Consider the following 24,237-nt stretch of genomic DNA (forward strand, 5'->3'; position numbering starts at 1 on the left):
CACTATCATTCTGTTGCCTGTCACTGCAGCCGAGTTCGGCGCCGCTTTGGACACGGTGGTCACGTCCCCTCCGCATTGCCCGTTGCGTCGTCCGATCCATCGGAGCGGTCCCCCGTCACCGAAACTCCCAGCAAGTCGTCGCGGGCGGTCCCGTCCGCGCTTCCATTCAACACGGACGCTCCGAGGAGTTGCCCGCCGATCGCCCGTAGATCGATCACCTCGTCGGCTCCGACGGCGTCCAGTTTGCCGACGTGCGTCTCCTCGTTGGCGACGGCGACGATCCGAACGTCGGGATTCACGTTTCGCGCCGCGAGGACGGCTAAGACGTTCTCGGCGTCGTCGTCGCCCGCGACAGCGACGCCGCTCGCGACGTCCACTCGTGCGTCTTCGAGCGCCGACTCGTCCGTGGGATCGTCGGTCAGGACTTCGATTCCCTGATCGGTCAACCGGGACGCGGCGTCGGCGTCGGGCGTGACGACGACGAGGTCAGTCTCGTCGCCGACCCGTTCGAGGAACGATTCTGTCACGTCGCCGTATCCGAGGACCACCACGTGATCCTCGAGGAGTGAGAGTTCTGATGCGGTCATAGTTCCGAAGGCAGCCGCCATCCGGGATTCGATCGCGGGGCCGATGAGCGCGCCGATTGCGACGGTGAACGCGCCCGTGCCGAACAGGATCACCGATAGCGAGAACAGTTTCGCTTCCGCCGTCGTCGGCGTGATGTCGCCGTAGCCGACCGTCGCGATAGTGACGATGACGTAGTAGATCGCGTCGCCCCAGCCGTCGAGACCTATGAACTGTCCGCGGAGGCCGTAGGAGCCGACGGTTCCGTAGAGGCCGACGCCCAGGATCGAGGTCAGCGACGCGATCTGAAACGACGAGAGGTCGAGCGTCTGCTCGAACCCCTCCCGGTTCCAGACGAGGAGCGGGAAGGTGACGAGGATAAGGAGCAACAGCGGGATCTCTGTCGTTCGCCCCGTCGTGAGCGGCAGCAGTGCGAGCCCCGGAAGGAGCGCTGTCGCTGCCATCCACGCGAGTCGCTTCCGTCGTCGGAGTCCGAACGTTACGATCCCCAGTGGAAACGCGAACAGGACGCCCGCAAAGCGGACGAACGTCTCCGCCATCGGCAGGACGCCCGCGAGCGGCCCGGCGACGACGGGCTGCGCCTGGCTCAGGTTCGAGAGCCCGGTTACGAACGCGAGTACCGTCACCGCGGCAGTCAGCGCGACCGTCGGCTTTGCCCCCGAAAACTCCCGCCACTCGACGAACGGGACGCGATCCGTCGGATAGAACACCTCCTCGAACGGCCGCTCGCCGGTCTCGTCGCGTGAGTCAACCACTATCATACCTTCGAGTATCGGAGATAAAAACTGTACTGTTGTCTCGTTGTCTTTTTGTGTCCCACCGGCAGGCTAAACATCCCCAGCGGTGTAGCATCGAATATGTCACGAAAACAGATAGTACTCCGACTGGCTTGTCTGCCGATCGGCGTCTCAATTCGGAGACGAGTCGCCGTCTGCTGGACCCGTTCACGCGGAGGTGTGCCCGTGTGAACCCTGCGATCCTGTTCGGTATGGGTACGATGCTCGCGTGGGGTTTTTGGATCATCTTCGGCGACGTCGCCTCGAACACGATCGACCCCGAGATGGCCGCGTTCGCGTCGTACCTGACCGCGACAGTGGTCACAGGCCTCTACGTAGTCTACTCCGACGCGTCGCTGGCGGTGACGCAGCGCGGACTGCTCTACTCCGCTGTCGCGGGTGTCGCGGCCGCGGTCGGCGTCGTCTCGACGTTCGTCGGCGTCACGGTCGGATCGACCGCCGTCGTCTCGACGATCGGTGGGATGTACTTCGTCACGGCCGCCGTGATCAGCGTCGCCGCGCTCGGTGAACCGCTGTCGTTCCAGAAGGCGATCGGCATTGGTCTCGCGCTCGTCGCTATCGTCATCATCAATCAGGGGTAGTGACTCCCCGAGGCGCTGAGCTATCGACGCAACCGACGAAGACACAACATATTTTCAGACTGTCACGATGTGCCCGTCGTGGCCACTCTACCGACTTTTAAGACGCCAGCTGAGGTAGTCGACTGCGTATGAAGCGAACCATCAGCACGGACGACGCACCCGCCGCAGTCGGCGCGTACAGCCAGGCAACGACGAACGGTAGCATTCTGATCACCGCCGGACAGCTCCCGTTGACGACCGACGGCGAACTCCTCGACGACGAGTCGGTTGCAGACCAGACGCGACAGTGCCTGCGCAACGTCGAAGCCATTCTCGAATCCGAGGGGCTCTCGCTCTCGGACGTGCTGAAGACGACTGTTTTCCTCGACGACATCGACGACTTCGACGAGTTCAACGAGGCGTACAGCGAGTTCTTCGACGAGGAACCGCCCGCACGCAGCGCTGTTGGAGCCGGCGCCGTCCCGAAGGGTGCGGCCGTCGAGATCGAAGCGATCGCGACGACCGAGTGAGGCGTTCCGAAGCACCCGCCGAGCCGCACCGAACACCTGTCGAATCGCTCGACACACCTCGCCCGCTGAACCGCTCGACACACCTCGCCCGCTGAACCGCTCGACACACCTCACCCGGTCCAGCGACTGACACGAACCTACCCATAGCAAACGCTTAATGAATCTCGCCCTGCTACGGTCTCTCGTATGAACGACGCGGCTCCCACCGATCTTCTCCGGGTCGACCTGAGCGCCGGCACGGTCGAGCGCGACCCGATCCCGGAGCGGTGGCTGGCCGAGTACGTGGGCGGCAAAGGGCTCGGTGCCCGCTATCTCTACGAGCGACTCGCACCCGGGACCGATCCGCTCGGCCCGGACAACTACCTTCTGTTTATGATTGGGCCGCTGAGCGGCCTCCTTCCCGGCGAACCGCAGTTCGCGGCGATCACCCGCTCACCGTTGACGGGTACGTTCCTCGATTCCTACAGCGGCGGCGACTTCGCTGCCAACCTCGTCGGCGCGCTCGATGGCGCGCTCGGCGTCGCGATCACCGGGCAGGCCGAAGAGCCCACCGTGCTCGAACTCGACGACGGCGAGGCGACGCTCTCGCCGGCACCCGATCTCTGGGGCCGCGACGTCGTCGAGACCTGCGACGCCTTCGAAAGCTCGGTCGCCTGCGTCGGCCCCGCGGGCGAGAACCGCGTGCGATACGCGACGATCGCCTCCGACGGCGGGGACCACCACGCCGGTCGCGGCGGCGCGGGCGCGGTGATGGGAGCAAAGGGGCTGAAAGCCGTCGTCGCGAGTGGCGCTCCGCTCGATCTCGACTCCGAGACCGCGGCGCTCCGCGAGGAGTACGAACGCCGCTACCGCGAGACCGACGTCGGGCGCTGGCACGCCGCGAGCGCGACGCTGGAAACCGTCGACTTCGCCGACGAGGTAGGCGTCCTCTCCACGCGCGGGTGGCAGGAGGGCTCATTTGACGGCGCGGACGCCATCGGCATCGACGCCGTCCGCGACGCGGCCGTCGACCGCGAGCGCGAGGGTGACGTGCCCGGCGGCTTCCGCGTCGAGACCGAGACTGGCGAGTCGGTGCCGCGCGGCGCGACCCAGATGTCGCTCGGTGCGGGCCTCGGAATCGACGACTTCGACGCCGTCGCGACGCTGGGACAGGTCTGCGACCGACTCGGCCTCGACGTCATCAGCGCCGGCAACGCGGTCGCGTGGGCGATCCGCGCCGCGGATGCGGGGGCCGTCGACCTCGATCCGGTGCTCGACGGCGCGCCCACCTTCGGCGACGACGACGCGGCACGAGATCTCATCGAGGGGATCGCTGCACGAGAATCGGGCGTCGCCGACGCACTCGCCGACGGCGTCGAGGCGGCCGCCGAATCGCTCGGCGGTGCGGACCTCGTCCCGACGATCAAGTCGATGGAGGTCCCCGCCTACGACCCGCGCGGATCCCCGTCGATGGCGCTGGCATACGCGACGAGCGACCGCGGGGCCTGTCACCGCCGCTCGCTCCCGGCCGAGACCGAAGTGTTTCATGGCGATTCGTGGGACGACGCCGACCGCGTCCGCTTGGTGATCCGCGAACAGACGATCACCTCGGTCCTCTGGAGTCTCGTCGCCGACGACTTCGCCGGCGCCGTCCTCGAAGACGACCTCGGGGCCGAGTGGCTCTCGACGGTGGACACACCAGCGCCGACCGATCCCGCGGAACTACTCCGCGTCGGCGAACGCACCTGGACGCTCACGCGCCTGTTCAACGTCCGGGAGGGGTTCGACGCCGCGGACGAGACGCTCCCGTCGGCCTTCGAGCGTCCGCTCGCCGGCGGTCCCGCGGACGGACGCGCCATCGACACGACGTGGTTCGACCGACTGCGACGCCGCTACTACGCCGCCCGCGACTGGAGCGCAGCGGGGGTTCCCACCCGGGCGCTCCTGGACCGACTTGATCTCCTCGACGTCGTCGACGACGACACGCCCGTGGCTCGCGAGTCACTGGCGAGCTGTGACGATTGAGGTCAGATCCGTCCGCAAAAAACTGAACTGGGAGTCGCGACTGCGCGCTGTGATCAGTCGTCGGCCGGTGCGTCGCTGCCCTCGGATGGCTCGACGCCGACTTCGATCTCGGCGGCGGCGGCCTTGTACTCCGGAATCTTCGCGCGCTCGTCGAGCACGTCGTTCGTGAGGCGGTTGGCCGACGCGGCCGCGAAGTGCGGCGTCGTCCAGATGACGCCCTCTTTGATGTCTTCTGTGACGTGAGCCTCGACGGTGATCTCACCGCGGCGGGATTTGATCGTGACCTTCTCGCCGTCTTCGATCCCGTAGCGCTCGGCGTCGTTCGGGTGCACGTCGACGAAGTTCTCCGGGTACTGGTTGTTGAGGCGCGGCGAGCGCCGGCTCATCGTCCCCGTGTTGTAGTGCTCTTCGAGTCGCGCGGTAGTCAGGATGAGCGGGTACTCGTCGTCGGGCGTCTCCTTCGGGGGCTGGTGGGTGACGCCTTCGATCTGGCCGAGACCGCTCTCGGTGTCGAAGCTGTCCTCGTAGAGGAACGGGTCGCCCTCGTCGCCGGGTTCGTAGCAGGGCCAGTGGACGCCGTCCTCCCCGAGGCGGTCGTAGGTCATCCCGTGGTAGATCGGACAGACCTCCCGGAGTTCCTCAAACACTTCCTCGGGGGTGTCGAAGTCGAAGCCCTCACCGAACAGGCGGGTCCCGACCTCACAGAGGATGTCGAGGTCGTGCTTGGTGTTCTCGTGGACCTTCTGGACCGGCCGCATCCGCTGGACGCGGCGGTCGGTGTTGGTGACGGTGCCGCCCCGCTCGGCCCACGTCGTCGCCGGGAGGACGACGTCGGCGAACTCGGCGGTTTCGGTCATAAAGATGTCCTGCACCATCAGGAAGTCGACTTCCTCTAAGCGCTCGGCGACGCGGTTGGCGTCGGGTTCGGACATCACGGGGTTCTCGCCCATCACGTACATCCCGTGGATTTTCTCGCCGATGTTGTGGGTGATCTCGACGTTCGTCAGTCCCGGTTCGTCGGGAACCTCGAATCCCCAGACGTCTTCGACGCTCTCGCGCGCCTCGTCGTCGTCGACGAGTTGGTAGCCCGGCAGGACGTTCGGCATCGCGCCGACGTCGCTCGTCCCCTGGACGTTGTTCTGCCCGCGTAGCGGGTTGACGCCGGTGCCGGGACGACCGAGATTGCCGGTGACGAGCGCGAGATTGATCTCGTTTTGGACGTTGTCGACGCCGCAGGTGTGCTGGCTCATCCCCATCCCGGTGAAGATGGCAGCGTTGTCGGCGTTCGCGTACTTCTCGGCGGCGAGCTCGATGTCTTCGAGCGGGACGCCGCACTCCTCGGCGGCGGCTTCCTTGTCGAAGTCTTCCAGCGTCTCGCGCAGATCCTCGATGCCCTCGGTGCGCTCTGCGATGAACTCCTCGTCCACCCAGTCGTTTTCGAGGACCGTTTTGAGGACGATGTTGAGAAGCGGGATGTCGGTGCCCGGTTCGAGCTGGAGGTGCTGGTGGCGGTCGGTGTCCTCGATCTCGAAGGAGCGGGTCGTCTTGTTGGCGTGGGGGTCGACCTGGATGACGGTCGCGCCGTCGAGCACCGCCTGGCGGAAGTAGTTGCTGTTCGCGATGGGGTGCTGTTCGGCGGGGTTCGCCCCCTGGATCCACAGCACGTCGGCCTCGTTCATAAGGTCCTCCATACTGTTTGTCATCGCGCCCGCGCCGAGGCTCGTCCGCAGCGCCCAGACGGTCGAGGCGTGACACATCCGGGTGCAGTTGTCGACGTTGTTGGTGCCGTAGCGGCGCGCGAGTTTCTGGAGGAGGTAGTTCTCCTCGTTCATCGTCTTCGAGGAGCCGAAAAAGCCCATCGCGTCGGGGCCGTGCTCCTCGCGGATGGACTCCATCTCCGAGACGATACGCTCGTAGGCCTCGTCCCACGACGCCTCGCGGAACTCGCCGTCTTCCTTGATCAACGGCTCCGTGAGTCGGTCCTCGTGGTCGACGACCTGCGTCGCCGCACCGCCTTTGATGCAGACGCGGCCGTCGTTGACGGGGGCGTCGCCCCACGGCATAAATCGCATATCGCTCGGCTCCTCGCCTGGCTGTACCTGGATGCCGCACCCGACGCCACAGTACGGACAGATCGTCTTCACCGGATCTTGATCTTCACTTGACATTATTGGACTCCTCCCGCTGATGGATCATCTCGTTCGTATTCCTTCCTTGCCACAAGTATGAATCTTTCTCACATACAGTACACCGGTTTATCCGGACGATCGACTCCAGCGGTGGGCTTCCGGCCTAACGGGCTATCCGGAGACATCTCCGACGATTCGACCTGCTGTAACGACAGATCCTCCCCACCGATCGTTGTCTCTTTGTAGATATATCGATAATCTATCACCTCTGAACACGAGCCGACACCGATCGAGACAACTCACGAACGTGTTGTGTTCTGGCCGATCCTGTTCGGTTCTGCGCCGGAGGAAAACGTTGAGGCGACTGGCGGGGCTACCGCGTGTATGGAACTCACTGCAGCGGTTGTCGACGAGAAACGCCGCGCATATCCCGAGGTGCAAGCCCTCTCGACCGTCGAGGAGGAACACGTCGATCTGCTTCCGGAGACGTTCGCGAGCGGCGATTACGGCTGGCGCGACGCCGAATGGGTCGTGCAGTGGTACGGTCGCCGATTTCTGGGAGAGATTCCCAACGCGGACCGCCGCGCGATCGAAGACGCGTACGACGAGAACGACTACGAGGACGTTCACGCAGCCATCTCGGCTGCTGTCGAGGCTGATACCGCAACCGAGATGGTGTCGTCGCTGACTGACCTGGCCGGCGTCGACGTCCCGATCGCATCGGCGTTCTGCCAGTTCATCGACCCCGAGCGCTACGTCGTCGTCGACTCGCGGCAGTGGGCGACGCTCCGCGAACTCGGGGAACTCGACGAACCGTATCCCGATCCAGTCACGACCGACGCGTACGAACGCTATCTCGATACCTACCGGGCCGTCGCCGAGCGCTGTGATTGTACTCTGTGGGACCTCTATCGGGCACTCTGGGTCATCGCCGCCGAAAAGTAAAGACACAGATTCGGTCGGGTCGGCATCGCGACCGACTCACGAAACGGCCGCGACCCTCCGTCTTAGAACAGGCCGCTGATGTTGCCGTCTTCGTCGATGTCCATTCCGGCAGCCGCGGGTTCAGCCGGAAGCCCGGGCATATCCAGCACGTCGCCCGTGAGCGCGACGATGAACCCTGCGCCGGCCGAGGGGTAGAGTTCGCGGACTTCGAGTTCCCAGCCCTCGGGGGCGCCCTTCTTGCTCGGATCGTCACTCAGCGAGTGGAACGTCTTCGAGAGACAGACAGGCGCGTCGTCGAAGCCGAGTTCCTCCATCCGCTCGATGTCGTCTTCGGCGCTGCCGGTGTAGTTGACGCCATCCGCTCCGTAGACCTCGGTCGCGACTGTCTCGATCTTCTCTTTGATCGGCGCGTCGTCGGGGTACAGGTGGTCGAAGTCGTCCTCGTCGCCCGCCTCGACCGCGTCGACGACGTGCTCTGCGAGGTCGACGCCGCCTTCGCTACCCTCGGCGAAGACGTTCGATTCGGCGATTTCGACGCCGAGGTCCTCGCGACAGTGTTCGATGACTGCCTCGATCTCTTCGTCGGTGTCGTCGGGGAAGCGGTTGAGCGCGACGACGACCGGGACGCCGAACTTCTGGAGGTTCTCGACGTGCTTGTCGAGGTTCGCGAAGCCGGCTTCGAGTTCGTCGACGCCGGCCTCCTTGACGGCGTCTAGGTCTGCGGGCCACATCCCCATACCGTGGTACTTCAGCGCGCGGACCGTCGAGACGAGAACGACCGCGTTCGGCGTCATATCGCCGAGTCGGCAGACGATGTTCATGAACTTCTCCGCGCCGAGGTCCGATCCGAATCCGGCCTCCGTGACGAGATAATCGCCCATCCCGAAGGCGGCCTTGTCGGCGATCAGGGAGTTCGTCCCGTGAGCAATGTTCGCGAACGGGCCGCCGTGGACGAACGCGGGCGTGCCCTCGATGGTCTGGACGAGGTTCGGCTTGATCGCGTCCTTCAGGAGCATCGTGGCCGGGCCGGTTGCGTCGATGTCGTCGACGGTGATCGGCTCGCCGTCCTCGCCGTAGGCGACGATGATGCGCGCGACGCGCTCTTTGAGGTCGCCGAGATCCTCTGCGAGACAGAGCACGGCCATCAGTTCCGAGGCAGCCGTGAGGAGGAAGCGTTCCTCGCGCGGCGTGCCGCCGGTCTTCCCGCCGAGGCCGACGACGATGTCGCGAAGCGCGCGGTCGTTCATATCCAGCGCGCGCGGCCACGACACGTCGTTGATGTCGACGTCGAACTCGTCGCTCTGGGAAATCTTCGCGTCGAGCATCGCCGAGATGAGGTTGTGCGCGGACGTGAGCGCGTGCAGGTCGCCGGTGAAGTGGAGGTTGATGTCCTCCATCGGGAGCACCTGCGAATAGCCGCCGCCGGCCGCGCCGCCCTTGACGCCGAAGACAGGCCCCAGCGACGGCTCTCGAATCGCGATCATTGCGTCCTCGCCGACGTGATTGAGCGTCTGTCCGAGCCCGACCGTCGTGACGGTCTTGCCCTCGCCCATCGGCGTGGGCGTCATCCCGGTTACCAGTACGAGGTTTCCTTCCTTTTCGGATGCGTTATCACGGAGTCGATCGACGGTATCGTGCGTCAGTTTCGCTTTATAATCTCCGTGCGCCTCGAAGTCGTCGGCGTCGATGCCCCAGGGGTCGAGGACGTCCTCGATCGGTTCCATCTCCGCTGATTGTGCGATCTCGTAGTCTGTCGGGAAGCCTTCGCTGTCGTCTGACGACGTCATATCTCCGGATGACCCTCGGAGGCCACGTAAGGGTATCGGAGAACATATATCCCATATATCATTTCGTGTTTCGTTTGCGCGCCACATCCACCCGAACCTATCCGAATTTTTCGGACTCCTTCGAAAAAATTCGACAACCTACGATTATTGTCGTGGATTGACGTGCCTACACGTGTAATGCTATTTTACAGGGTACACTACGGTTTATCACGTACGATCGTGACGTGAATACAGTCCCTCATCAGCGTATTCTGATCCGATATGATCGTATGCGTGATCTCCGACCCTATATTTGTTCTATTTCTGACTGTTCTTGTTCCGGTCGCTCTGCGATAGGTTAATCAGGTGACCGCTGCCGAATACGTGGTATGAAGTATCACGAGGCGGCCGACTATCTCACCTCGTTTCAGCGGCGCCGGCCCAAACTCGGGATCGAGACGACGGCGCGGATGCTCTCGCACTTCGGCGATCCGCACCTCGACGTCGACTGCGTGCAGATCGCCGGTTCGAACGGGAAGGGCAGCACGGCGCGGATGCTCGAAAGCGTCCTCCGTCGCGCGGGCGTGAGCGTCGGCCTATTCACCTCGCCGGGACTGAACGACTTTCGCGAGCAGGTACGCGTCGATGGCCGCAAGGTCCCCAAATCGAAGATCGCCGAGTACGCGGCGGAACTCGGTCCCTGCGTCGACCGTCTCCGCGAGGACGACGACGAGCCCACCCACTTCGAGGTTCTCACTGCGGTGGCGCTCCGACACTTCAGCGAGATGGATGTCGACGTGGCGGTGTTAGAAGTCGGCATCGGCGGCCGGTACGACGCGACGAGCGCCGTCGACCCGGTGGCCAGTGCCGTCACGAGCGTGAGCTTAGAGCACACGGAACTACTGGGCGACACCATCGAAGAGATCGCACGCGACAAAGCACAGGTCGCTCCCCGGGATACGCCCCTCGTCACCGGTGCCGACGGCGCGGCCCTGAATGCGATCCGCGAGGTGACGGACGCCATCTCTGTCGGCCCCGCGGAGACGGACCCAGACGTCGTCGCGGCCGAAGTCGGGATGCATTCCGACGTCGAAAGCGAGATCTCGATCACGGGCTCGGACTGGTCGGTCGAGACGCAGAGTCCTCTGTTAGGCGCTCACCAGGCTACCAACGCGGGCGTCGCGGCCACGCTCGCGCGACAGATCGCCGACGTCGACGCCACTACGATCGCGGAGGGTCTCCGGTCGGTGCTGTGGCCGGGGCGATTCGAGATTATGTCTACCGACCCGATGACCGTCCTCGACGGTTCGCACAACCCCGGTGCTGCCGAGACCATCGCCGACCTCGTCGAGCGCTACGACTACGACGACCTCCATCTCGTCTTCGCTGCGATGTCCGACAAGGACTACGACGAGATGATTGCGTCGCTTCCCCCCGTCGCGACCGCGTACGCGACCCGGCCGGACCTCGACCGCGCCGAAGATCCGGACGCCCTCGCTGACACACTCGCGGAGTACGCCGCGGAGGTGGACGTCGTCCCGTCGGTTCCCGAGGCCACGGAGCGAGCGATCGAGTCAGCCGACGAGGACGACTTCGTCCTCGTCACCGGGTCGCTGTACGCGGTCGCGGAGGCCCGCGACCGCTGGACCCGACGGCTCGTTCCCGTCTCTCGGACGCGGCAATCGCACGTCGAGAACGCCTTCGTCGGTGCCACCTTCGACGCCGATGTCCCGGGTGCGACGGCCGACGAACCACAGCCGGTAGACGCCGCTGCAGACACTCTCGAAGGCATCGATCGACGGGTCTTCCGGACCTACCTTCGCAAAGAGCAGGCCGAACGCGTGGCCGACCACCTCTCGGACATCGGCGGGCAGTGCTACCGCTCGACGGCTGGCAGCCCGGAGAAGTTGGTGGCGACGGTGCTCGCCGGGACAACCGCGCAGTTCCGGGACCTCGCACGGACGCTCTCGGCGGACGGCCTCGGACTCCGCCGCCTCGCGACGCAACTCGAAGACCGCCTCGATCCCGTCGAACCGCCTCGTGAGGCGGGCCTGGAGCCGCTCGCTACCGACGGAACGGCGGTGATGGGCATCCTCAACGTCACGCCCGACAGCTTCCACGACGGCGGCGAGTACGAGGCCCTCGATGCGGCCGTCGACCGGGCCGAAGCGATGATCGAAGACGGAGTCGACATCATCGACGTCGGGGGCGAGAGCACCCGCCCAGGTGCCGAGCCCGTGCCTGTCGACGAGGAGATCGACCGCGTCGTGCCGGTCATCGAGGAGATCGCCGACCTCGGCGTCCCGATTTCGATCGACACCCGGAAAGCGGCCGTGGCCGACGCGGCGCTCGACGCCGGCGCGGACATCGTCAACGACGTCTCGCAGCTCGCCGACCCGGAGATGCCCTTCGTCGTCGCCGCACACGACGCCTCGCTCGTCTTGATGCACAGTCTCACTGTGCCGGTCGACCCGGACCGCACGACCACCTACGACGACGTCGTCGAAGACGTCCTTGAGGAACTCTCCGAGCAGCTCATTCGGGCTCAGCGCGCTGGTATCGACGGCGACAAGATCGTCATCGACCCGGGGTGCGGCTTCGGGAAGTCGCCGGCCGAATCGTTCGAGCTGATCGACCGGACCGCCGAGTTCGAGGCCCTCGACTGTCCCGTTCTGATCGGGCACTCCCGCAAGTCGATGTTCGAGGCGGTCGATTACGCCGACGACGATCGCCTTGCGCCGACGCTCGGGGGGACGGCGATCGCCGCCGACCGCGGCGCAGCGGTCGTCCGCGTTCACGATGTCGCCGAGAACGTCGCGGTTGCGCGTGCGGCAGAAGGCCGTGTTGAGCCCGACTCCGATACCTAACTTCTCCTCTCCTCTCCTCTCCTCTCCTCTCCTCTCCTCTCCTCTCCTCTCCCGTGTCCCAGCGACGGCGCAGACCGATACACTTTCACCACGCGCTATGTTATTCAATCGCGTGATTCTACAGGTCGCTGCCGCAGCTGTCGCCGGCCCCCTTTTCCAGTCGGTGGCACCGCTGCAGGCGTTCGATCCATCGGTCGTGTTCGACGCACCAGCGCCGACTCGGGCTGTGGGCGCGTTTCTGGCCAGCGTCGTCTTCGGAGGTCTCGTGATCTATCGGTACGGCGACCGCCTGACGGCCGCCGTCGAGGCGTCGACGGAGAGCCCGATTTTATCGGTGCTCTACGGCTTCATCGCCTACGGACTGGTCTCCTTCCTCGTCGTTTACGCGTACAGTCAACTCGCGGGCTTCGGAGTCGGAGTCTCTCTCATCACCGTCGCCGGCGCCGTCGTTCTCGGCGGCGCGCTACTCTCGCTCGGCGGGCTCGGCTTCGTCATCGTCGGCTCGTGGCTCGCGAACGCCGCTGGCGTACAGGATCCGTGGATTGGGCTGCTCGGCGTCGCGCTCGGTGCGTCGATCGCCGTTCTCGTCCTGCCGGTCGTCTTCGGTGCGCTCGTGTGGTTCGGCGTCGCCGCTGTCGGCATCGGCGGGCCGGTCAGGCGATGGATCCACGCCGACAAGGCGGAACGTCGCGCCGAAGAACACTGATACGATTGCGGCACATAGTTCCTGTATGAGCGTCTCACAGCTCATCACTGCGTCCGGTGACGTGCTCCTCCAGCTACCGTTCGAGTCGCTTCAGGGGGCCGTGAACCTCGCGGGGACGGTAATCCTCCTCGTAATGCTCGTGGCTCTCGGCGGCTACATTTACCGGGGCCTCCAGGACGATGGAATCAGCTGGCCCGACGAGACCGATTCGGAGACGGAGGGCGTCCAGCGCCGTCCTCCATCTGAGGAGGACGACGACGAGTGGAAGTACTACTGACACCCACCCGGGCGATACTGCCGACTGGGTGCTCACGAATAGCGTCGCGTGCACCCGTCTTCACGCACCCACTCGCACGCATTCGTGCGGTCGTGTGATCGGCTGTGTATTCAGTGAAACGCTACGAGACGATTCACGGCGTTAGTCCGAAATGTCGACTCGGACTGATGGCTCTCGTTGTCGCGTGAGTGTTCCGAAGAATCGAGTCGACGACGGTCGCCGATCACCGTCGCGGTACGATCGCCGGCAGCGTTTGCGGCGACGATTGCTCGTGTCTTATCGAATGTCAGATCTCGATCGAACTCCCGGTTCGGCCAGGGCGGGATGCCGGTAGCCGAACACTTAGTCGCTGCCCTCCGTGTCGGCGCCGCTTCTGATCTCTGTCACCGTTTCGTTGCCCGAAGTGACGACGTCGATCTCGGATTCGTCGCTGAGATCCTGGATGCGCTCTGCGAACTTCTCCGAGGAGAGGATCTCGTGTTCGTTACTGAGGCCCTGATAGACCGTGTAACACATCAAGACCAGGATGACCGCGAACGGGAAACCGGTCGCGATCGCAGCCGTCTGCAGCGCGTTGAGGCCGCCGCCGATGAGCAGCACGGCCGCGACTGCACCCTCGGTGACTGCCCAGAAGATGCGCTGGACCTTCGGGACGTCGTGTTTACCGCCCGACGTCAGGTGGTCGATGACCAGCGAACCCGAGTCAGAGGAGGTCACGAAGAACGTGATCACGAGCAGGGTCGCCAGAAGCCCCGAAATGGCTCCGAGCGGGAACTGCTCTAACATCGCGAACATCGCGACGGTCTGACCGAACTCGTTGTAGGTCGCGAGCACCTGCCCGTTACCGACGATCGTGTTCTGCAGCGCGCTGCCGCCGAACGCGGCGAGCCAGAGCGTCGAGAACAGCGATGGGAGGAACAGCACGCCCATCACGAACTCGCGGACGGTCCGGCCCTTCGAGATACGCGCGATGAACATCCCGACGAAGGGGGACCACGCGATCCACCAGGCCCAGTAGAACACCGTCCACGCACCGACGGTACCACCACCCTCGCCCATCGTTCCGGTGAAGAACGACAGCGAGAGGAGACTGCCGAAGTACGCGCCGAGGCCTTCGACCCAGGCACCGAAGATGTACAGCGTCGGGCCCACGATGAGGAGGAACCCGAGTAGGGTCAACATCAGGTAGAGGTTGATCGTGCTCAGTCGCTTGACGCCGCCTTCGAGACCGGCGGCGACGGACATCGTCGCGATGGCTGTGATACCGGCGATCAAGAGTACCTGTGGAATCGTTCCGGTCGGGATGCTCACGAGCCCCAGCATATCGCCGAGGACGTACGACAGCCCCGTGTTGACCTGCGCCACGCCGAGCCCCAGCGATGTCGCGAGTCCGAACAGCGTCGCGAACACCGTCACGAGGTCGATGACGTGACCTGGCCAGCCGTAGATCCGCTCACCGAGCAGCGGCCAGAAGATCGACCGGAACGTCAGCGGTAGCCCGCGGTTGAACGAGAAGAAGGCGAGCCCGAGTCCGACCAGACCGTAGATCGCCCACGGGTGGAAGCCCCAGTGGAAGAACGTCTGTGTCATCGCGGCTACGCCCGCTGCGCCGGTTCCTGCCTCAGCATTGTAGAACCCTGGTACGTTCGAGACGTAGTACAGCGGTTCGGAGACGCTGAAGAACATCAGGCCGATACCCATCCCAGCGCTGAACAGCATCGCCATCCACGCGAAGTCGCTGAACTCCTTTTCTGCTTCGACGCCGCCGATCCGGATCGTTCCGAATTTGCCCAGCGCGAAGTACAGTATTGTGACGATGAAGATGTTCACCGCCAGGAGGTAGAACCAGCCGAAGTTCCCCTCGAAGAAGCTACGCACTGCCGAGTACGCCTGTGCGGCCTGATCGCCGAGAAGCACCGTTACTGCGATGAACACCGCGATCAAAAGCAGTGCGACCGGGAACACGATCGGATGGATGTCGAATCCGAACCGCTGGATGTTCGTGTCGCCCGGCTTCCGGTCGGACTCGGGGTGGAACAGCTCCACCTGGAGTCCATCGCTCATTCCTCCGTCGTCGCTATCTGACATACGCTACCTCCGCTGCGCCGAATTTACGTGGTTCGTTTGGTATCATTGTGGTGCCACCGATTCGGGTATTGCGGCTCGTCTGTCTCCCCCAGGTCCGCTCTCCCGCTCAGCTCGGTTTCCGCCCTGTACTGCCGACGCCGGGAGTGTACCCACCGTCGCACGTCGTTGGTTGAGTCACTCCTGAGTGGAATGTTACACAACCTCACTCACTATCAATCGTTGAGATATAATAAAGCTTGGGCAATATTCGCCAGTGAGAGACTAAAACCGGCGATTACACTCTGTAGACGTATTCTTGCAGCGTGGTCACTCACGGATTTATGCCCTCGTGTGGTTCCTGTGTCGGGGTACGTTGTTTCGATAAACCGTTGCGTGCGGTACGCACGGACGAAGGTACATATATCCATTCCTCTCTCTTGATTGCTGGTTGGCAAAGTGTGACAGACCAGTGTGCGTGAAATTAACGTGCATACGACCCCTAATCCACATAGTGATTGAATCCTTACTTGTTGTGGTTCGATGGCTCCGACGCCTGGGGGTCCGGATCGTTGCGCCGCTTCGCGCCGATCCGGAGAAGTCCGGCTTCCGCTTGTCGAGTCCGGAGACGAGTACGACGACGCTCGACGGCGACGTGGGCTGGGGGTCGCGGCCGCCTGCGCTTTTGCGGTGTGATCGCTGTGGTAGCGACATCTACCAGCGCCACCCGCACGACGATATCGACTGTCCTCGATGCGTCGCAGAGTACGATTACGACCAGTTCCTGGACCTCGAACTTCAGCACTTTTTCTGCTCGGTCTGTGGCTCGGAGATGGAACACGGCCACCGGCACCCGAACACGATCGAGGTCCCCGAGTGGGCGACGTGCCACGAATGTCGGTACCACTGGGAGTTCAGACACGACTACTGATCTTATCGGACGTGGATTCGTGGCAATATGCGGTACTCCGGGTGTTGCGGAAAGTTATGTCCGACAGTATAGGGCCGCTGTCTTGGATGGACGACAGTATTATACGTGTTCACACCGCGCACACGACGTATGCCAAACTATCTTGCGACGGCCGCCGCTCTCTTCGTGGTCGTCCTCTTCGCGGTCGCCGTCCTCGCGATGACTGTGGGCAACTACGCTGCTGCCGGCGTGCTGTTTTTCAGTGCCAGCATCGTCATCTACTTTCGAGAAAAACGGTTGGTCGGGGAGTAGTCCCCGCGTTCACCTGCTCGATTCGTTTTCCGCTGTCGCGGTCGGCCTGCACGTCTACAGCTCTTCCATCGCCATCCGCTGGGTGATCACCGGCACCGTCGCGGTCCGCACCACTCTGTCGGTCGTGCCACCGAGGAGCGACCCGATCGTGCCGCGGTACGCCGAGCCCATCACGATCGCGCCCATCCCCTCGTCTTCGGCGTAGTCGACGATCTCCTCGCTCGGCGACCCGGTTCGCATCGCCGTCGTGCACTCGACGCCGTGCTCGGCGGCGATGTCCTCGATCTCGCCGAGAATCTCCTCGCCGTACTTCCGGTAATCTTCCCGCATCTGCTCTTCGTCGTCCCGCAGCGCCAGCGCTCGCGGTGCGCCGGGCAGGTCGATGACGTAGAGAGTAGTGACCTCCGCATCGAGTGCGGCCGCCAGTTCGATCCCGTGAATTGCGCCTTTCTTCGCCTCGTCGCTCCCGTCGTACGGTATCAGTATGTGCTCGTACATTGCGCCGAACCACTCTGACCGACACGACCCGTTTACAAATAACTTTCCGCGCTATCGGCGGCCTCACGGGCTCGAAACGCCCACGATCTGCGGAACAATATACCTATGCGGACCGACGTGAAGGCGCTCTCTCTCGTTCGGTGATACAAACTGTTCGTGAGGCGTCGCGAGGAGTGCGGTGCAGACCGATTCTCAGTCGGCCTGTCCGGCCGCCCCCGAGGCGGCGGTCGTCTCGACGCCCGGCCCGTTCTCGATGGCTTCGACCAGTAGCTCTGCGACGTCGACGATCTCGATGTCGTCCTCGTAGCCGCCGGTCTTGCGCCCGTCCTCGTACATCGTCATACACATCGGACACGCGACGACGAACTTCTCGACGTCGCTGCCGGCGTCGGTGTCTTCGAGGGCTTCGCGCATCCGCTCTTCGCTCGGTTTGGACTCTTCGTCGATGTCCATCCAGAGGCCGCCGCCACCGCCCCCACAACAGAAGGAGTTGCTGCGGTTGCGGGGCATCTCCGCGAGGGTCGCGCCCGTCGCTCGGATCAGTTCGCGCGGCGCCTCGTACTCGTCGTTGTAACGGCCGAGGTGGCACGGATCGTGGTAGGTGACCGTGTAATCGAGTTCGTTGCCACGGAGACCGAGTTCGCCCGCTTCGACCAACTCTTCGACGGCTTGCGTCCAGTGCAACACGTCGACGTCGCCGTCCGCGTTCCACTCACCGTCGAACTCGAAGCTCATTATGGGATCGTCGGCGAAGTTCTCGTACTCCACCTCCGGGTACTCGTTCTTGAACGTGTTGTAGGAGTGCGGGTCCGTACAGATGATCTTCTCGGGGTCGACTTCGTCGAACGTCTCGACGTGGTGGCCCGCAAGATCGACGTAGAGGAACTCCTCGCCGAGTCGGCGGATGTCGTTGCCGTCGTACTTCTCGTCTTCGAAGAGGATCCCGTACTCGACGTCGGCGTGTTCGAGGATCTTCGCGAGCGAGCGGGCGACCTTCTTGTTCCGCTCGTCGTAACTCGGGTAGTCGCCGACGTACCAGAGGTACTCGACGTCCTCTTCGCGGGCGTCCGTGAGGTCGAACTCCAGGTCGTCGGCCCACGCGGCGCGCTCGTCCGGCGGATCGCCGAAGGTGTTGCCCATCCCCATGATGTTGTCGAAGGTGTCCTGGACGTTCGAGTCGACGTCGCCCTGGTCGGTGAGCTGTCGGTTCATCCGCGTGAACGACTTGAGGTGCTCGATGTCGACCGGGCAGGCGTCCATACAAGCCATACAGGACATACACGACTCCATCGTCTCGGAGGCGACGACGCTCTCGCCGCCGTCGGCGATGATGTCGACGGGCTCTGTCTCCCCGGCGTCGAGATCCTCCCGATAGCTCTTGAGGTCCAGGATGACGTCCCGCGGATCGAGCGGGCGCCCGGACGCCTTGGCCGGACAGACGGACGAACAGCGGCCACACTTCGTACAGGCGTCTTGGTCGAGCAGTTCCTTCCAGGAGAAGTCGTTGATCTCCTCGGCGCCGGTGTCGGCGTCGAGGTCGGCCGGGACACCGGGCAGACGCTTGCCGGCCTTCTCGTCGCGCGCGACGATGTTTGCGTACGACGAGAGCATATGGAACGGCTTGCCGTACGGAATGGCGGCGACGAACGCGAGCGCGAGCAGGGCGTGCGACCACCAGATCGCCGGGTAGATGGCCTGCGCCATCGACTCGCTAACGCCCGCGATCACCAGCACGTCCGCGACGAACCATCCGACGAAGCTCACGGTCTCGAAGGCGGGAAAGCCCGTCCCGAGGATCCGCACGCCCTCTGCGACGTAGCCACCGACGCCGAGCAGGAACAGCGCCCAGATGAAGAAGTCGTCTTCCAGACTGGTGTGTTTCCCCCAGAGACGCGCCTTCCGAACGGCGTAGCGCCGGTACAGCGCGACGCCGACGCCGACGACGAACAGCAGCCCCATCGCGTCCATCACCAGCGAGTACGCGAGATAGAAGTCGCCGACGAAGAAGGACTGCTCAGTGCCGAGCATCCCCGTGACGTTCCGGTAGATGTCCATATCGATGGCGAGGATCGTGGTCCCGATGAGCAGCGTGAGAAAGCCCCACATAATGAACGCGTGCATCAGGCCGCCCCTCGTGTCCCGGTCGAAGAGCTTCCGGTTCGAGAGGACGATCCGCGCGGCGGTAACTATGCGACTCGGCAGCGCGTCGAGTCTGTCGAACCAGTCCTCTTGCCCGGACGTGTAGCGCACGAAGTTCTGGTAGACACCGTACGCGAACACTATGATCGTCACCGCGGCGAGCAGGTAGAACACTATCTCGCCGAGGTGACTGATACCCCAGAGCGTGGGCCTGGTTACAGTTCCTTCGACAACCATCACGGTTGTTGATTCTCGAATCCGCTCATAAAACTTGGTGCGCGGCAGTTTTTCGGCCCCTCTCGGTCCATCAACGGCGCAGATCGTGGTAAATCGTATTAGACAGTTGATCTGTTGTGGTTGAGAAGTGGTATGAGAGAAACCGGTGACGACTCCGCGCAATTAGGATCGTTCGGACGATCGCGCGACACTGCATCCGACGATGTGGGCACCAAGTATTATACTCCCGTCCTCCCACTCGGTGCATACGATGAACGTGCCTGCTCGCTTCGATCACCCGGCGTGGACCGCCGGTGTCGCGACCGTCGTCAGCTATGGCCTCGGCCTGTTCGGCTTGTTCGTGTTGCTGTTCGTCCTTCCTTACCTGCTTTTCCTGCTCGTGTGAGCGCGACGAACGGCGACCGGCCGCCGCGCTGAAACCGTCCCAACGCTCGTTCTATCTGCGCTCCTTCTGCGATCGATATAAAAGGAGGTTCAATAATCAAGATGTAGTTAATTATCGTTGGATATGGAAACGTGTAGGTGTATGGGGCAGTGTACCACTGGAGGGCGTACGCGCGAGACACGTTACCACAGTGGCCGAAGTAACCGACCCAGAAATCGAATACGATGAGCACGAACGACTTCCCATCGAACGCAGGTACAGTAATTATCGGAGCTGGCATCGTCGGCAGCTCTCTTGCAGGAGAACTCGCGGAACGCGGCCGCGACGACATCCTCTTGATCGACAAAGGACCGCTCTCGGATCCTGGCGGATCGACCGGCCACGCCTCGAACTTCATCTTCCCGGTCGAACACAGCAAGGATATGACGCAGTTGACCTCCGACAGCCGAGATATCTACCGAGAGTTCGACACCTTCACGAACTCCGGCGGAATCGAGGTCGCCCGGACCGAAGAGCGAATGGCGGAACTCAAGCGCCGCGTCGTCTCCGCGAAATCTTTCGGCGAGGAAGCCGAACTCCTCACTCCCGAGGAGGTCGAAGAACTCGTTCCCTACGTCAACACGGACATCATCAAAGGCGGCTTCTACAGCAAGGGCGCAGGCACGTGTGACCCGCTCCGCGCCGGCGAACTCTATCGCCAGCAAGCGAAGGACAAAGACGCACTCAGCACCGCCGCGAACACCGAAGTCACCGACCTCCACGTCGAAAACGGCGAGATCCAGGCCGTCGAGACTGACAAAGGCACCGTGCAGGCCGACGAGGTCATCATCGCTGCGGGCCTCTGGAGCCCGAAGATTGCCGATATGGCCGGCGTCGACATCCCGCTGTCACCGGCCGTCCACCAGATGGTCTCCGTCGGGCCGATCGATCGCTTCGAGGACGGCGAGGGTGAGATCAACTACCCCGTCATCCGGGATATGGACACCCAGATGTACGAGCGCCAGCACGGCAACGATATGGAGGTCGGTTCTTACGAGCACCGACCCATCCTCTGGGACGTCGACGACGTCCCCTCGATCGAGGAATCGCCGCTGTCGCCGACGCAGCCGCCGCTCACCGAGGACGCCTTCGAGGACTCGATGCAGCACGCGCTGGAAATCATCCCCGACGTCCTCGACGACCCCGACGCCGGGATCCGTCACTCTATCGACGGTCTGCTGTCGGTCACGCCCGATGGCCACCCGCTTCTCGGCCCGATCCCCGAGGTCGACGGCCTCTGGTCCTGTGCCGCGATCTGGATCAAGGAAGCGCCGGCAATCGCCCGCGAGGTCTCGAAGTGGATGACCAAAGGCCACCCCGACATCGACATCGTCGCCCACGACCACGTCGCCCGCTTCGACGAGTACGGCGAGACCGAGGAGTTCGTCAAGAGTCGCGGCTACGAGGGCTACCAGAAGATCTACGGCATCGTCCACCCGCGCGAGCAGTGGCAGTCGGTCCGGCCGCTCCGGACGAGTGCGTTCTACCACCGCCAGCAGGAACTTGACGCCGAGTTCTTCGAGGCCGGCGGCTGGGAACGGCCGCGGTGGTTCGAATCGAACGCCGACCTCGTCGAGAAGTACGAAGACGAGATCGAAGGCCTCCGAAGACCGAACGAGTGGGACAATCGCTGGTGGTCCGAGATCATCCTCGGCGAGCACCTCCATCTGCGCGACAACGTGGGTATGATCGGTGACACCGGCTTCGGTATCTTCGACATCATCGGCAGCGACGCCGAGGAGAATATGGAGCGGATCTGCGTCGCGCCGATGGATCTCGACGTCGACAGCTCTGTGTACACCGCAGTCCTCGCGCCGAACGGCGGCTTCGTCTCTGACCTGACGGTCGCTCGCCTCGGCGAGAACCACTACCGCGTCATCACCGGCGGTGCCCACGCCGGCCAGGACAAGACGTGGTTCAGTGACCACCTCGAAGGCGACAGCGAACTCATCGGCCGCTCCTCGGAACTCTGTACGCTGGGCGTGTGGGGTCCGGACGCCGAGGAGCTGATGAACTCGATCGCCGAAGAAGAGATGACCGCAGACAGCTTCGACTTCGCCGAGATGAAAGACGTCACCATCGGCGCGGTCGACGCCAAGGCGTTCCGCATCTCCTACGTCGGCGAGTTCGGGTGGGAGATCTACGCCCCGATGGACCAGGGCCAGCGGCTCTGGGACACCATCTACGAGGCCGGCCAGGAGTACGACATCCGCCCCGTCGGGACGGGTGTCTACGGTGAGACCGGCCGGATGGAGAAGAGCTACCGCCTGATGGGCGCCGAACTCGAAATCGACTACAACCCCGCGGAAGCGGGTCTGACGCTCCACGGCGTCAAGGACGCCGACTTCATCGGCAAAGAGGCCTACGCCGAGGGCATCGAAGAGGAGAACAGCGCGACGCTGTGTACCCTCTCGGTCACGGATCACGCTCCCGACGGCGGCGAGCGACGGTTTATGACGGGCGGTGAGCCGGTCCTCGACCAAGACGGAAACGTCCTCATCGACGACGAGGGTCGCCGCTCGTACGTCACCTCGGCCGGTACCGGCCCCTCGGTCGGCAAGCACCTTCTGATGGCCTACCTGCCGCAGGAGTACGCCACCGAGGGCGAGGAACTGCAGGTCGAGTACTTCGGCCAGCAGTACCCGGTCGAAGTCGAGGTCGCCGGCAACGGCGGCGTCTTCGACCCGAACAACGATCGGCTGTTCCGCAACGAATACTGATTATGGAAGTACTCACCGCAATCAAGCGCGTTCCGGAAACGGGCGCGAAGATCGTACTGACGGAGGACAAACTGGACATCGACACCAGTTCGCTGGGCTTCACCTTCAGCCCGCACGAGGAGTGTGCGGTCGAGGAGGGCGTCCAGTTGGTCGAAGAGCACGGCGGCAACGTGACCGTGCTCACGCTCGGTGAGGAAGACGCGACCGAGCAACTCCGCTCGGCCATCGCGATGGGTGCCGACGACGGCATCCTGCTGGAAAGCGACGAGGATCGCGGGCCCGCCGGGACGGCGAAGGCGATCGCCGATGCGGCCAGCGACGCCGACTTCGACCTCCTGCTGTTCGGTAACGAGTCCGCCGACACGGCGAACCACCAGGTCGGCGTCCGCGTCGCCGAGCAACTGGGTCTGCCCTGCGTCACCGGTATCAAAGATCTCGACGTCACAGACGGCACGGTGACTGCGCAGCGCGAGATCCCCGGCGGCTCCGAGGTCTACGAGGTCGACCTCCCCGCCGTCGTCACGGTCAAGGAAGGCCTGAACGAACCGCGCTACCCGTCGATGCGCGCGAAGATGCAGGCCCGGAAGGCGTCAGTCGAACACGATGAACCCGCAGCGTACGACGAGGGCCTCGAACTCCTCGAACTCGAAGTGCCCGAGTCCGACGACAGTCCCGCCGAGGTCCTCGGCGAGAGCCCCGACGCGGCCGACGACGCCGTCGACGTGCTCGAAGACCTGGAGGTGCTCTGACGATGGTACTCGCACTCGTCGAACACGACAACGGCGAAGTCGACGACACCTCTCTGGAGACGCTGACGCTCGCCCGCGACGTCGCAGAACAGGCCGGCGAATCGCTCGAAGCCATCGCGTTCGGTCCCGAAGCCGACGGCATCGCCGAGACGGTCGGCGCGTACGGCGTCGCGGTGCTCAACACCGTCGACCACGCGGATCTCGACGACTACGCGCCGGAGGCATACGGCCGTGCAGTCGTCCAGTGCGCCGAGGAGACGGGCACCGAAGCGATCATCGCGCCTGGGACGGATCGCGGCGCGGAGACGCTCTCGCACGCCGCCTCGAAACTCGACGTGACGATGGCTGCCGAAGTCACGGACGTCGAGGTCGGCGACGACTACGAGCTCACCCGGCAGCGCTGGGGGGGCACGCTCATCGAGCACGCCCGACTCTCCGCCGATACGAACCTGCTCACGGTCGCGCCCAACGAAATCTCCGCCAGCGAGAGCGGCGGCGACGCGGCGGACGTGAGCGCGTTCACGCCCGAACTCGACGACGGCGACCTCCGCGTCCAACTCACGCGCGTCGAAGAATCGGACATCGAGGGAGTCCCGCTCGCGGAGGCCCGCGTGGTCGTCGGCGGCGGTCGCGGAACCGACGGTGACTTCTCCGAACTGGAAGACCTGGTCGAGAAGATTCCCAACGCCGCGCTCGGATCTTCCCGCGCGGCCGTCAACGAGGGCTGGCGACCCCACGACGACCAGATCGGCCAGACGGGGAACAAGATCGCGCCCGAGATCTACATCGCGGCCGGCATCAGCGGCGCCGTCCAGCATATGGTCGGCTGTAAGGGCGCTGAGAACATCCTCGCGATCAACACCGACCCCGAGGCGGCCATCATCCAGAAGGCCGACTGGGCCGTCGTCGCCGACCTCCACGAGGTCGCCCCGGCGATGAGCGAGGAACTGGAGAGCCGCGGGCACGCCGACTGACGCCGCGCTCTCTTCCCGTTCGCTCGGGCTCCGACTCCTGAGAT

19 protein-coding genes are annotated in these 24,237 nt (G+C 64.0%); 13 read left to right on the forward strand and 6 right to left on the reverse strand.

The genetic code is table 11. The features are described from left to right. Positions 1-59 precede the first annotated feature (59 nt). Positions 60-1,340 carry an NAD-binding protein gene (locus RBH22_RS16570; RefSeq protein ID WP_306678365.1) on the reverse strand — a complete coding sequence of 427 codons (1,281 nt, stop codon included), beginning with the start codon at positions 1,338-1,340 and terminating at the stop codon, positions 60-62. Between the two features lie 209 nt (positions 1,341-1,549). On the opposite strand from RBH22_RS16570, the gene RBH22_RS16575 reads away from it, so the two are divergent. The 3 genes from RBH22_RS16575 to RBH22_RS16585 all read left to right on the forward strand — a co-directional run bounded on the left by RBH22_RS16575 (position 1,550) and on the right by RBH22_RS16585 (position 4,476). Next, entirely contained in the window at positions 1,550-1,963 is a 414-nt protein-coding gene (locus tag RBH22_RS16575; RefSeq protein WP_256289304.1) for a DMT family transporter, read from the forward strand. A gap of 128 nt (positions 1,964-2,091) precedes the next feature. Next, positions 2,092-2,472: a Rid family detoxifying hydrolase gene (locus RBH22_RS16580; protein ID WP_121570016.1), complete on the forward strand. Its 381-nt coding sequence runs from the start codon at positions 2,092-2,094 to the stop codon at positions 2,470-2,472. 186 nt (positions 2,473-2,658) lie between these two features. After that, on the forward strand, positions 2,659-4,476 hold the full coding sequence (locus RBH22_RS16585; protein WP_306678368.1) for an aldehyde ferredoxin oxidoreductase C-terminal domain-containing protein: 1,818 nt from the start codon (positions 2,659-2,661) through the stop codon (positions 4,474-4,476). Positions 4,477-4,529: 53 nt separating this feature from the next. On the opposite strand, the gene fdhF is transcribed toward RBH22_RS16585, so the two are convergent. Continuing rightward, a complete protein-coding gene (gene fdhF / locus RBH22_RS16590; RefSeq protein ID WP_306678370.1) occupies positions 4,530-6,644 on the reverse strand; it encodes a formate dehydrogenase subunit alpha in 2,115 nt (704 codons plus the stop codon). A 345-nt stretch (positions 6,645-6,989) separates the two neighbouring features. Here fdhF and RBH22_RS16595 point away from each other — a divergent pair, with 345 nt between their 5' ends. Further along, a complete protein-coding gene (locus RBH22_RS16595) occupies positions 6,990-7,550 on the forward strand; it encodes a hypothetical protein (protein WP_306678372.1) in 561 nt (186 codons plus the stop codon). Between the two features lie 62 nt (positions 7,551-7,612). On the opposite strand, the gene RBH22_RS16600 is transcribed toward RBH22_RS16595, so the two are convergent. Next, complete coding sequence (locus tag RBH22_RS16600) at positions 7,613-9,337, reverse strand: formate--tetrahydrofolate ligase (protein WP_256289308.1); 1,725 nt, start codon at positions 9,335-9,337, stop codon at positions 7,613-7,615. Positions 9,338-9,705: 368 nt separating this feature from the next. On the opposite strand from RBH22_RS16600, the gene folP reads away from it, so the two are divergent. The 3 genes from folP (at position 9,706) to RBH22_RS16615 (ending at position 13,166) form a co-directional block, all read left to right on the forward strand. Continuing rightward, on the forward strand, positions 9,706-12,183 hold the full coding sequence (gene folP, locus RBH22_RS16605) for a dihydropteroate synthase (protein ID WP_306678374.1): 2,478 nt from the start codon (positions 9,706-9,708) through the stop codon (positions 12,181-12,183). A 97-nt stretch (positions 12,184-12,280) separates the two neighbouring features. Continuing rightward, positions 12,281-12,889, forward strand: a complete 609-nt coding sequence (locus tag RBH22_RS16610) for a hypothetical protein (RefSeq protein ID WP_256289310.1) — start codon at positions 12,281-12,283, stop codon at positions 12,887-12,889. Between the two features lie 25 nt (positions 12,890-12,914). Next, a complete protein-coding gene (locus RBH22_RS16615; protein ID WP_306678377.1) occupies positions 12,915-13,166 on the forward strand; it encodes a hypothetical protein in 252 nt (83 codons plus the stop codon). A gap of 342 nt (positions 13,167-13,508) precedes the next feature. Here RBH22_RS16615 and RBH22_RS16620 read toward each other — a convergent pair whose 3' ends face one another. Beyond that, positions 13,509-15,254: a BCCT family transporter gene (locus tag RBH22_RS16620; protein ID WP_306678379.1), complete on the reverse strand. Its 1,746-nt coding sequence runs from the start codon at positions 15,252-15,254 to the stop codon at positions 13,509-13,511. Between the two features lie 490 nt (positions 15,255-15,744). On the opposite strand from RBH22_RS16620, the gene RBH22_RS16625 reads away from it, so the two are divergent. Together RBH22_RS16625 and RBH22_RS16630 are read left to right on the forward strand one after the other, a co-directional pair. Beyond that, on the forward strand, positions 15,745-16,161 hold the full coding sequence (locus RBH22_RS16625; RefSeq protein ID WP_306678381.1) for a hypothetical protein: 417 nt from the start codon (positions 15,745-15,747) through the stop codon (positions 16,159-16,161). 129 nt (positions 16,162-16,290) lie between these two features. After that, positions 16,291-16,452 (forward strand): hypothetical protein, encoded by a 162-nt coding sequence (locus tag RBH22_RS16630; protein ID WP_199723140.1) that lies wholly within the window; start codon positions 16,291-16,293, stop codon positions 16,450-16,452. Positions 16,453-16,506: 54 nt separating this feature from the next. Here the strand turns inward: RBH22_RS16630 and RBH22_RS16635 are convergent, their stop codons facing one another. Next, positions 16,507-16,950 carry a universal stress protein gene (locus tag RBH22_RS16635; RefSeq protein WP_306678383.1) on the reverse strand — a complete coding sequence of 148 codons (444 nt, stop codon included), beginning with the start codon at positions 16,948-16,950 and terminating at the stop codon, positions 16,507-16,509. A gap of 192 nt (positions 16,951-17,142) precedes the next feature. After that, complete coding sequence (locus tag RBH22_RS16640; RefSeq protein ID WP_306678385.1) at positions 17,143-19,326, reverse strand: 4Fe-4S dicluster domain-containing protein; 2,184 nt, start codon at positions 19,324-19,326, stop codon at positions 17,143-17,145. Between the two features lie 250 nt (positions 19,327-19,576). On the opposite strand from RBH22_RS16640, the gene RBH22_RS16645 reads away from it, so the two are divergent. The 4 genes from RBH22_RS16645 (at position 19,577) to RBH22_RS16660 (ending at position 24,193) form a co-directional block, all read left to right on the forward strand. Continuing rightward, positions 19,577-19,711 carry a hypothetical protein gene (locus RBH22_RS16645; protein WP_255410172.1) on the forward strand — a complete coding sequence of 45 codons (135 nt, stop codon included), beginning with the start codon at positions 19,577-19,579 and terminating at the stop codon, positions 19,709-19,711. A 224-nt stretch (positions 19,712-19,935) separates the two neighbouring features. Further along, on the forward strand, positions 19,936-22,470 hold the full coding sequence (locus RBH22_RS16650; protein WP_306678387.1) for an FAD-dependent oxidoreductase: 2,535 nt from the start codon (positions 19,936-19,938) through the stop codon (positions 22,468-22,470). Positions 22,471-22,472: 2 nt separating this feature from the next. Further along, the gene (locus tag RBH22_RS16655; RefSeq protein ID WP_306678389.1) at positions 22,473-23,219 is read left to right on the forward strand and encodes an electron transfer flavoprotein subunit beta/FixA family protein; all 747 of its coding nucleotides are present in this window, start codon (positions 22,473-22,475) and stop codon (positions 23,217-23,219) included. Between the two features lie 2 nt (positions 23,220-23,221). Further along, positions 23,222-24,193, forward strand: coding sequence for an electron transfer flavoprotein subunit alpha/FixB family protein (locus RBH22_RS16660; protein ID WP_306678391.1), 972 nt, complete (start codon positions 23,222-23,224; stop codon positions 24,191-24,193). Positions 24,194-24,237: the final 44 nt, after the last annotated feature.

Source organism: Halobellus sp. H-GB7, assembly GCF_030848585.1.
In the GTDB taxonomy this organism is placed as follows: Archaea; Halobacteriota; Halobacteria; order Halobacteriales; family Haloferacaceae; genus Haloquadratum; species Haloquadratum inordinatus.

Excerpts from the sequence above, each read along its gene's own strand:
- RBH22_RS16595 (WP_306678372.1), top strand. The coding sequence starts at position 6,990 with ATGGAACTCACTGCAGCGGTTGTCGACGAGAAACGCCGCGCATATCCC.
- RBH22_RS16655 (WP_306678389.1), top strand. The coding sequence starts at position 22,473 with ATGGAAGTACTCACCGCAATCAAGCGCGTTCCGGAAACGGGCGCGAAG.
- RBH22_RS16660 (WP_306678391.1), top strand. The coding sequence starts at position 23,222 with ATGGTACTCGCACTCGTCGAACACGACAACGGCGAAGTCGACGACACC.
- RBH22_RS16600 (WP_256289308.1), bottom strand. The coding sequence starts at position 9,337 with ATGACGTCGTCAGACGACAGCGAAGGCTTCCCGACAGACTACGAGATC.
- RBH22_RS16580 (WP_121570016.1), top strand. The coding sequence starts at position 2,092 with ATGAAGCGAACCATCAGCACGGACGACGCACCCGCCGCAGTCGGCGCG.
- RBH22_RS16620 (WP_306678379.1), bottom strand. The coding sequence starts at position 15,254 with ATGTCAGATAGCGACGACGGAGGAATGAGCGATGGACTCCAGGTGGAG.
- RBH22_RS16615 (WP_306678377.1), top strand. The coding sequence starts at position 12,915 with ATGAGCGTCTCACAGCTCATCACTGCGTCCGGTGACGTGCTCCTCCAG.
- RBH22_RS16640 (WP_306678385.1), bottom strand. The coding sequence starts at position 19,326 with ATGGTTGTCGAAGGAACTGTAACCAGGCCCACGCTCTGGGGTATCAGT.
- fdhF (WP_306678370.1), bottom strand. The coding sequence starts at position 6,644 with ATGTCAAGTGAAGATCAAGATCCGGTGAAGACGATCTGTCCGTACTGT.
- RBH22_RS16610 (WP_256289310.1), top strand. The coding sequence starts at position 12,281 with ATGTTATTCAATCGCGTGATTCTACAGGTCGCTGCCGCAGCTGTCGCC.
- folP (WP_306678374.1), top strand. The coding sequence starts at position 9,706 with ATGAAGTATCACGAGGCGGCCGACTATCTCACCTCGTTTCAGCGGCGC.
- RBH22_RS16645 (WP_255410172.1), top strand. The coding sequence starts at position 19,577 with ATGAACGTGCCTGCTCGCTTCGATCACCCGGCGTGGACCGCCGGTGTC.
- RBH22_RS16630 (WP_199723140.1), top strand. The coding sequence starts at position 16,291 with ATGCCAAACTATCTTGCGACGGCCGCCGCTCTCTTCGTGGTCGTCCTC.
- RBH22_RS16650 (WP_306678387.1), top strand. The coding sequence starts at position 19,936 with ATGAGCACGAACGACTTCCCATCGAACGCAGGTACAGTAATTATCGGA.
- RBH22_RS16585 (WP_306678368.1), top strand. The coding sequence starts at position 2,659 with ATGAACGACGCGGCTCCCACCGATCTTCTCCGGGTCGACCTGAGCGCC.
- RBH22_RS16635 (WP_306678383.1), bottom strand. The coding sequence starts at position 16,950 with ATGTACGAGCACATACTGATACCGTACGACGGGAGCGACGAGGCGAAG.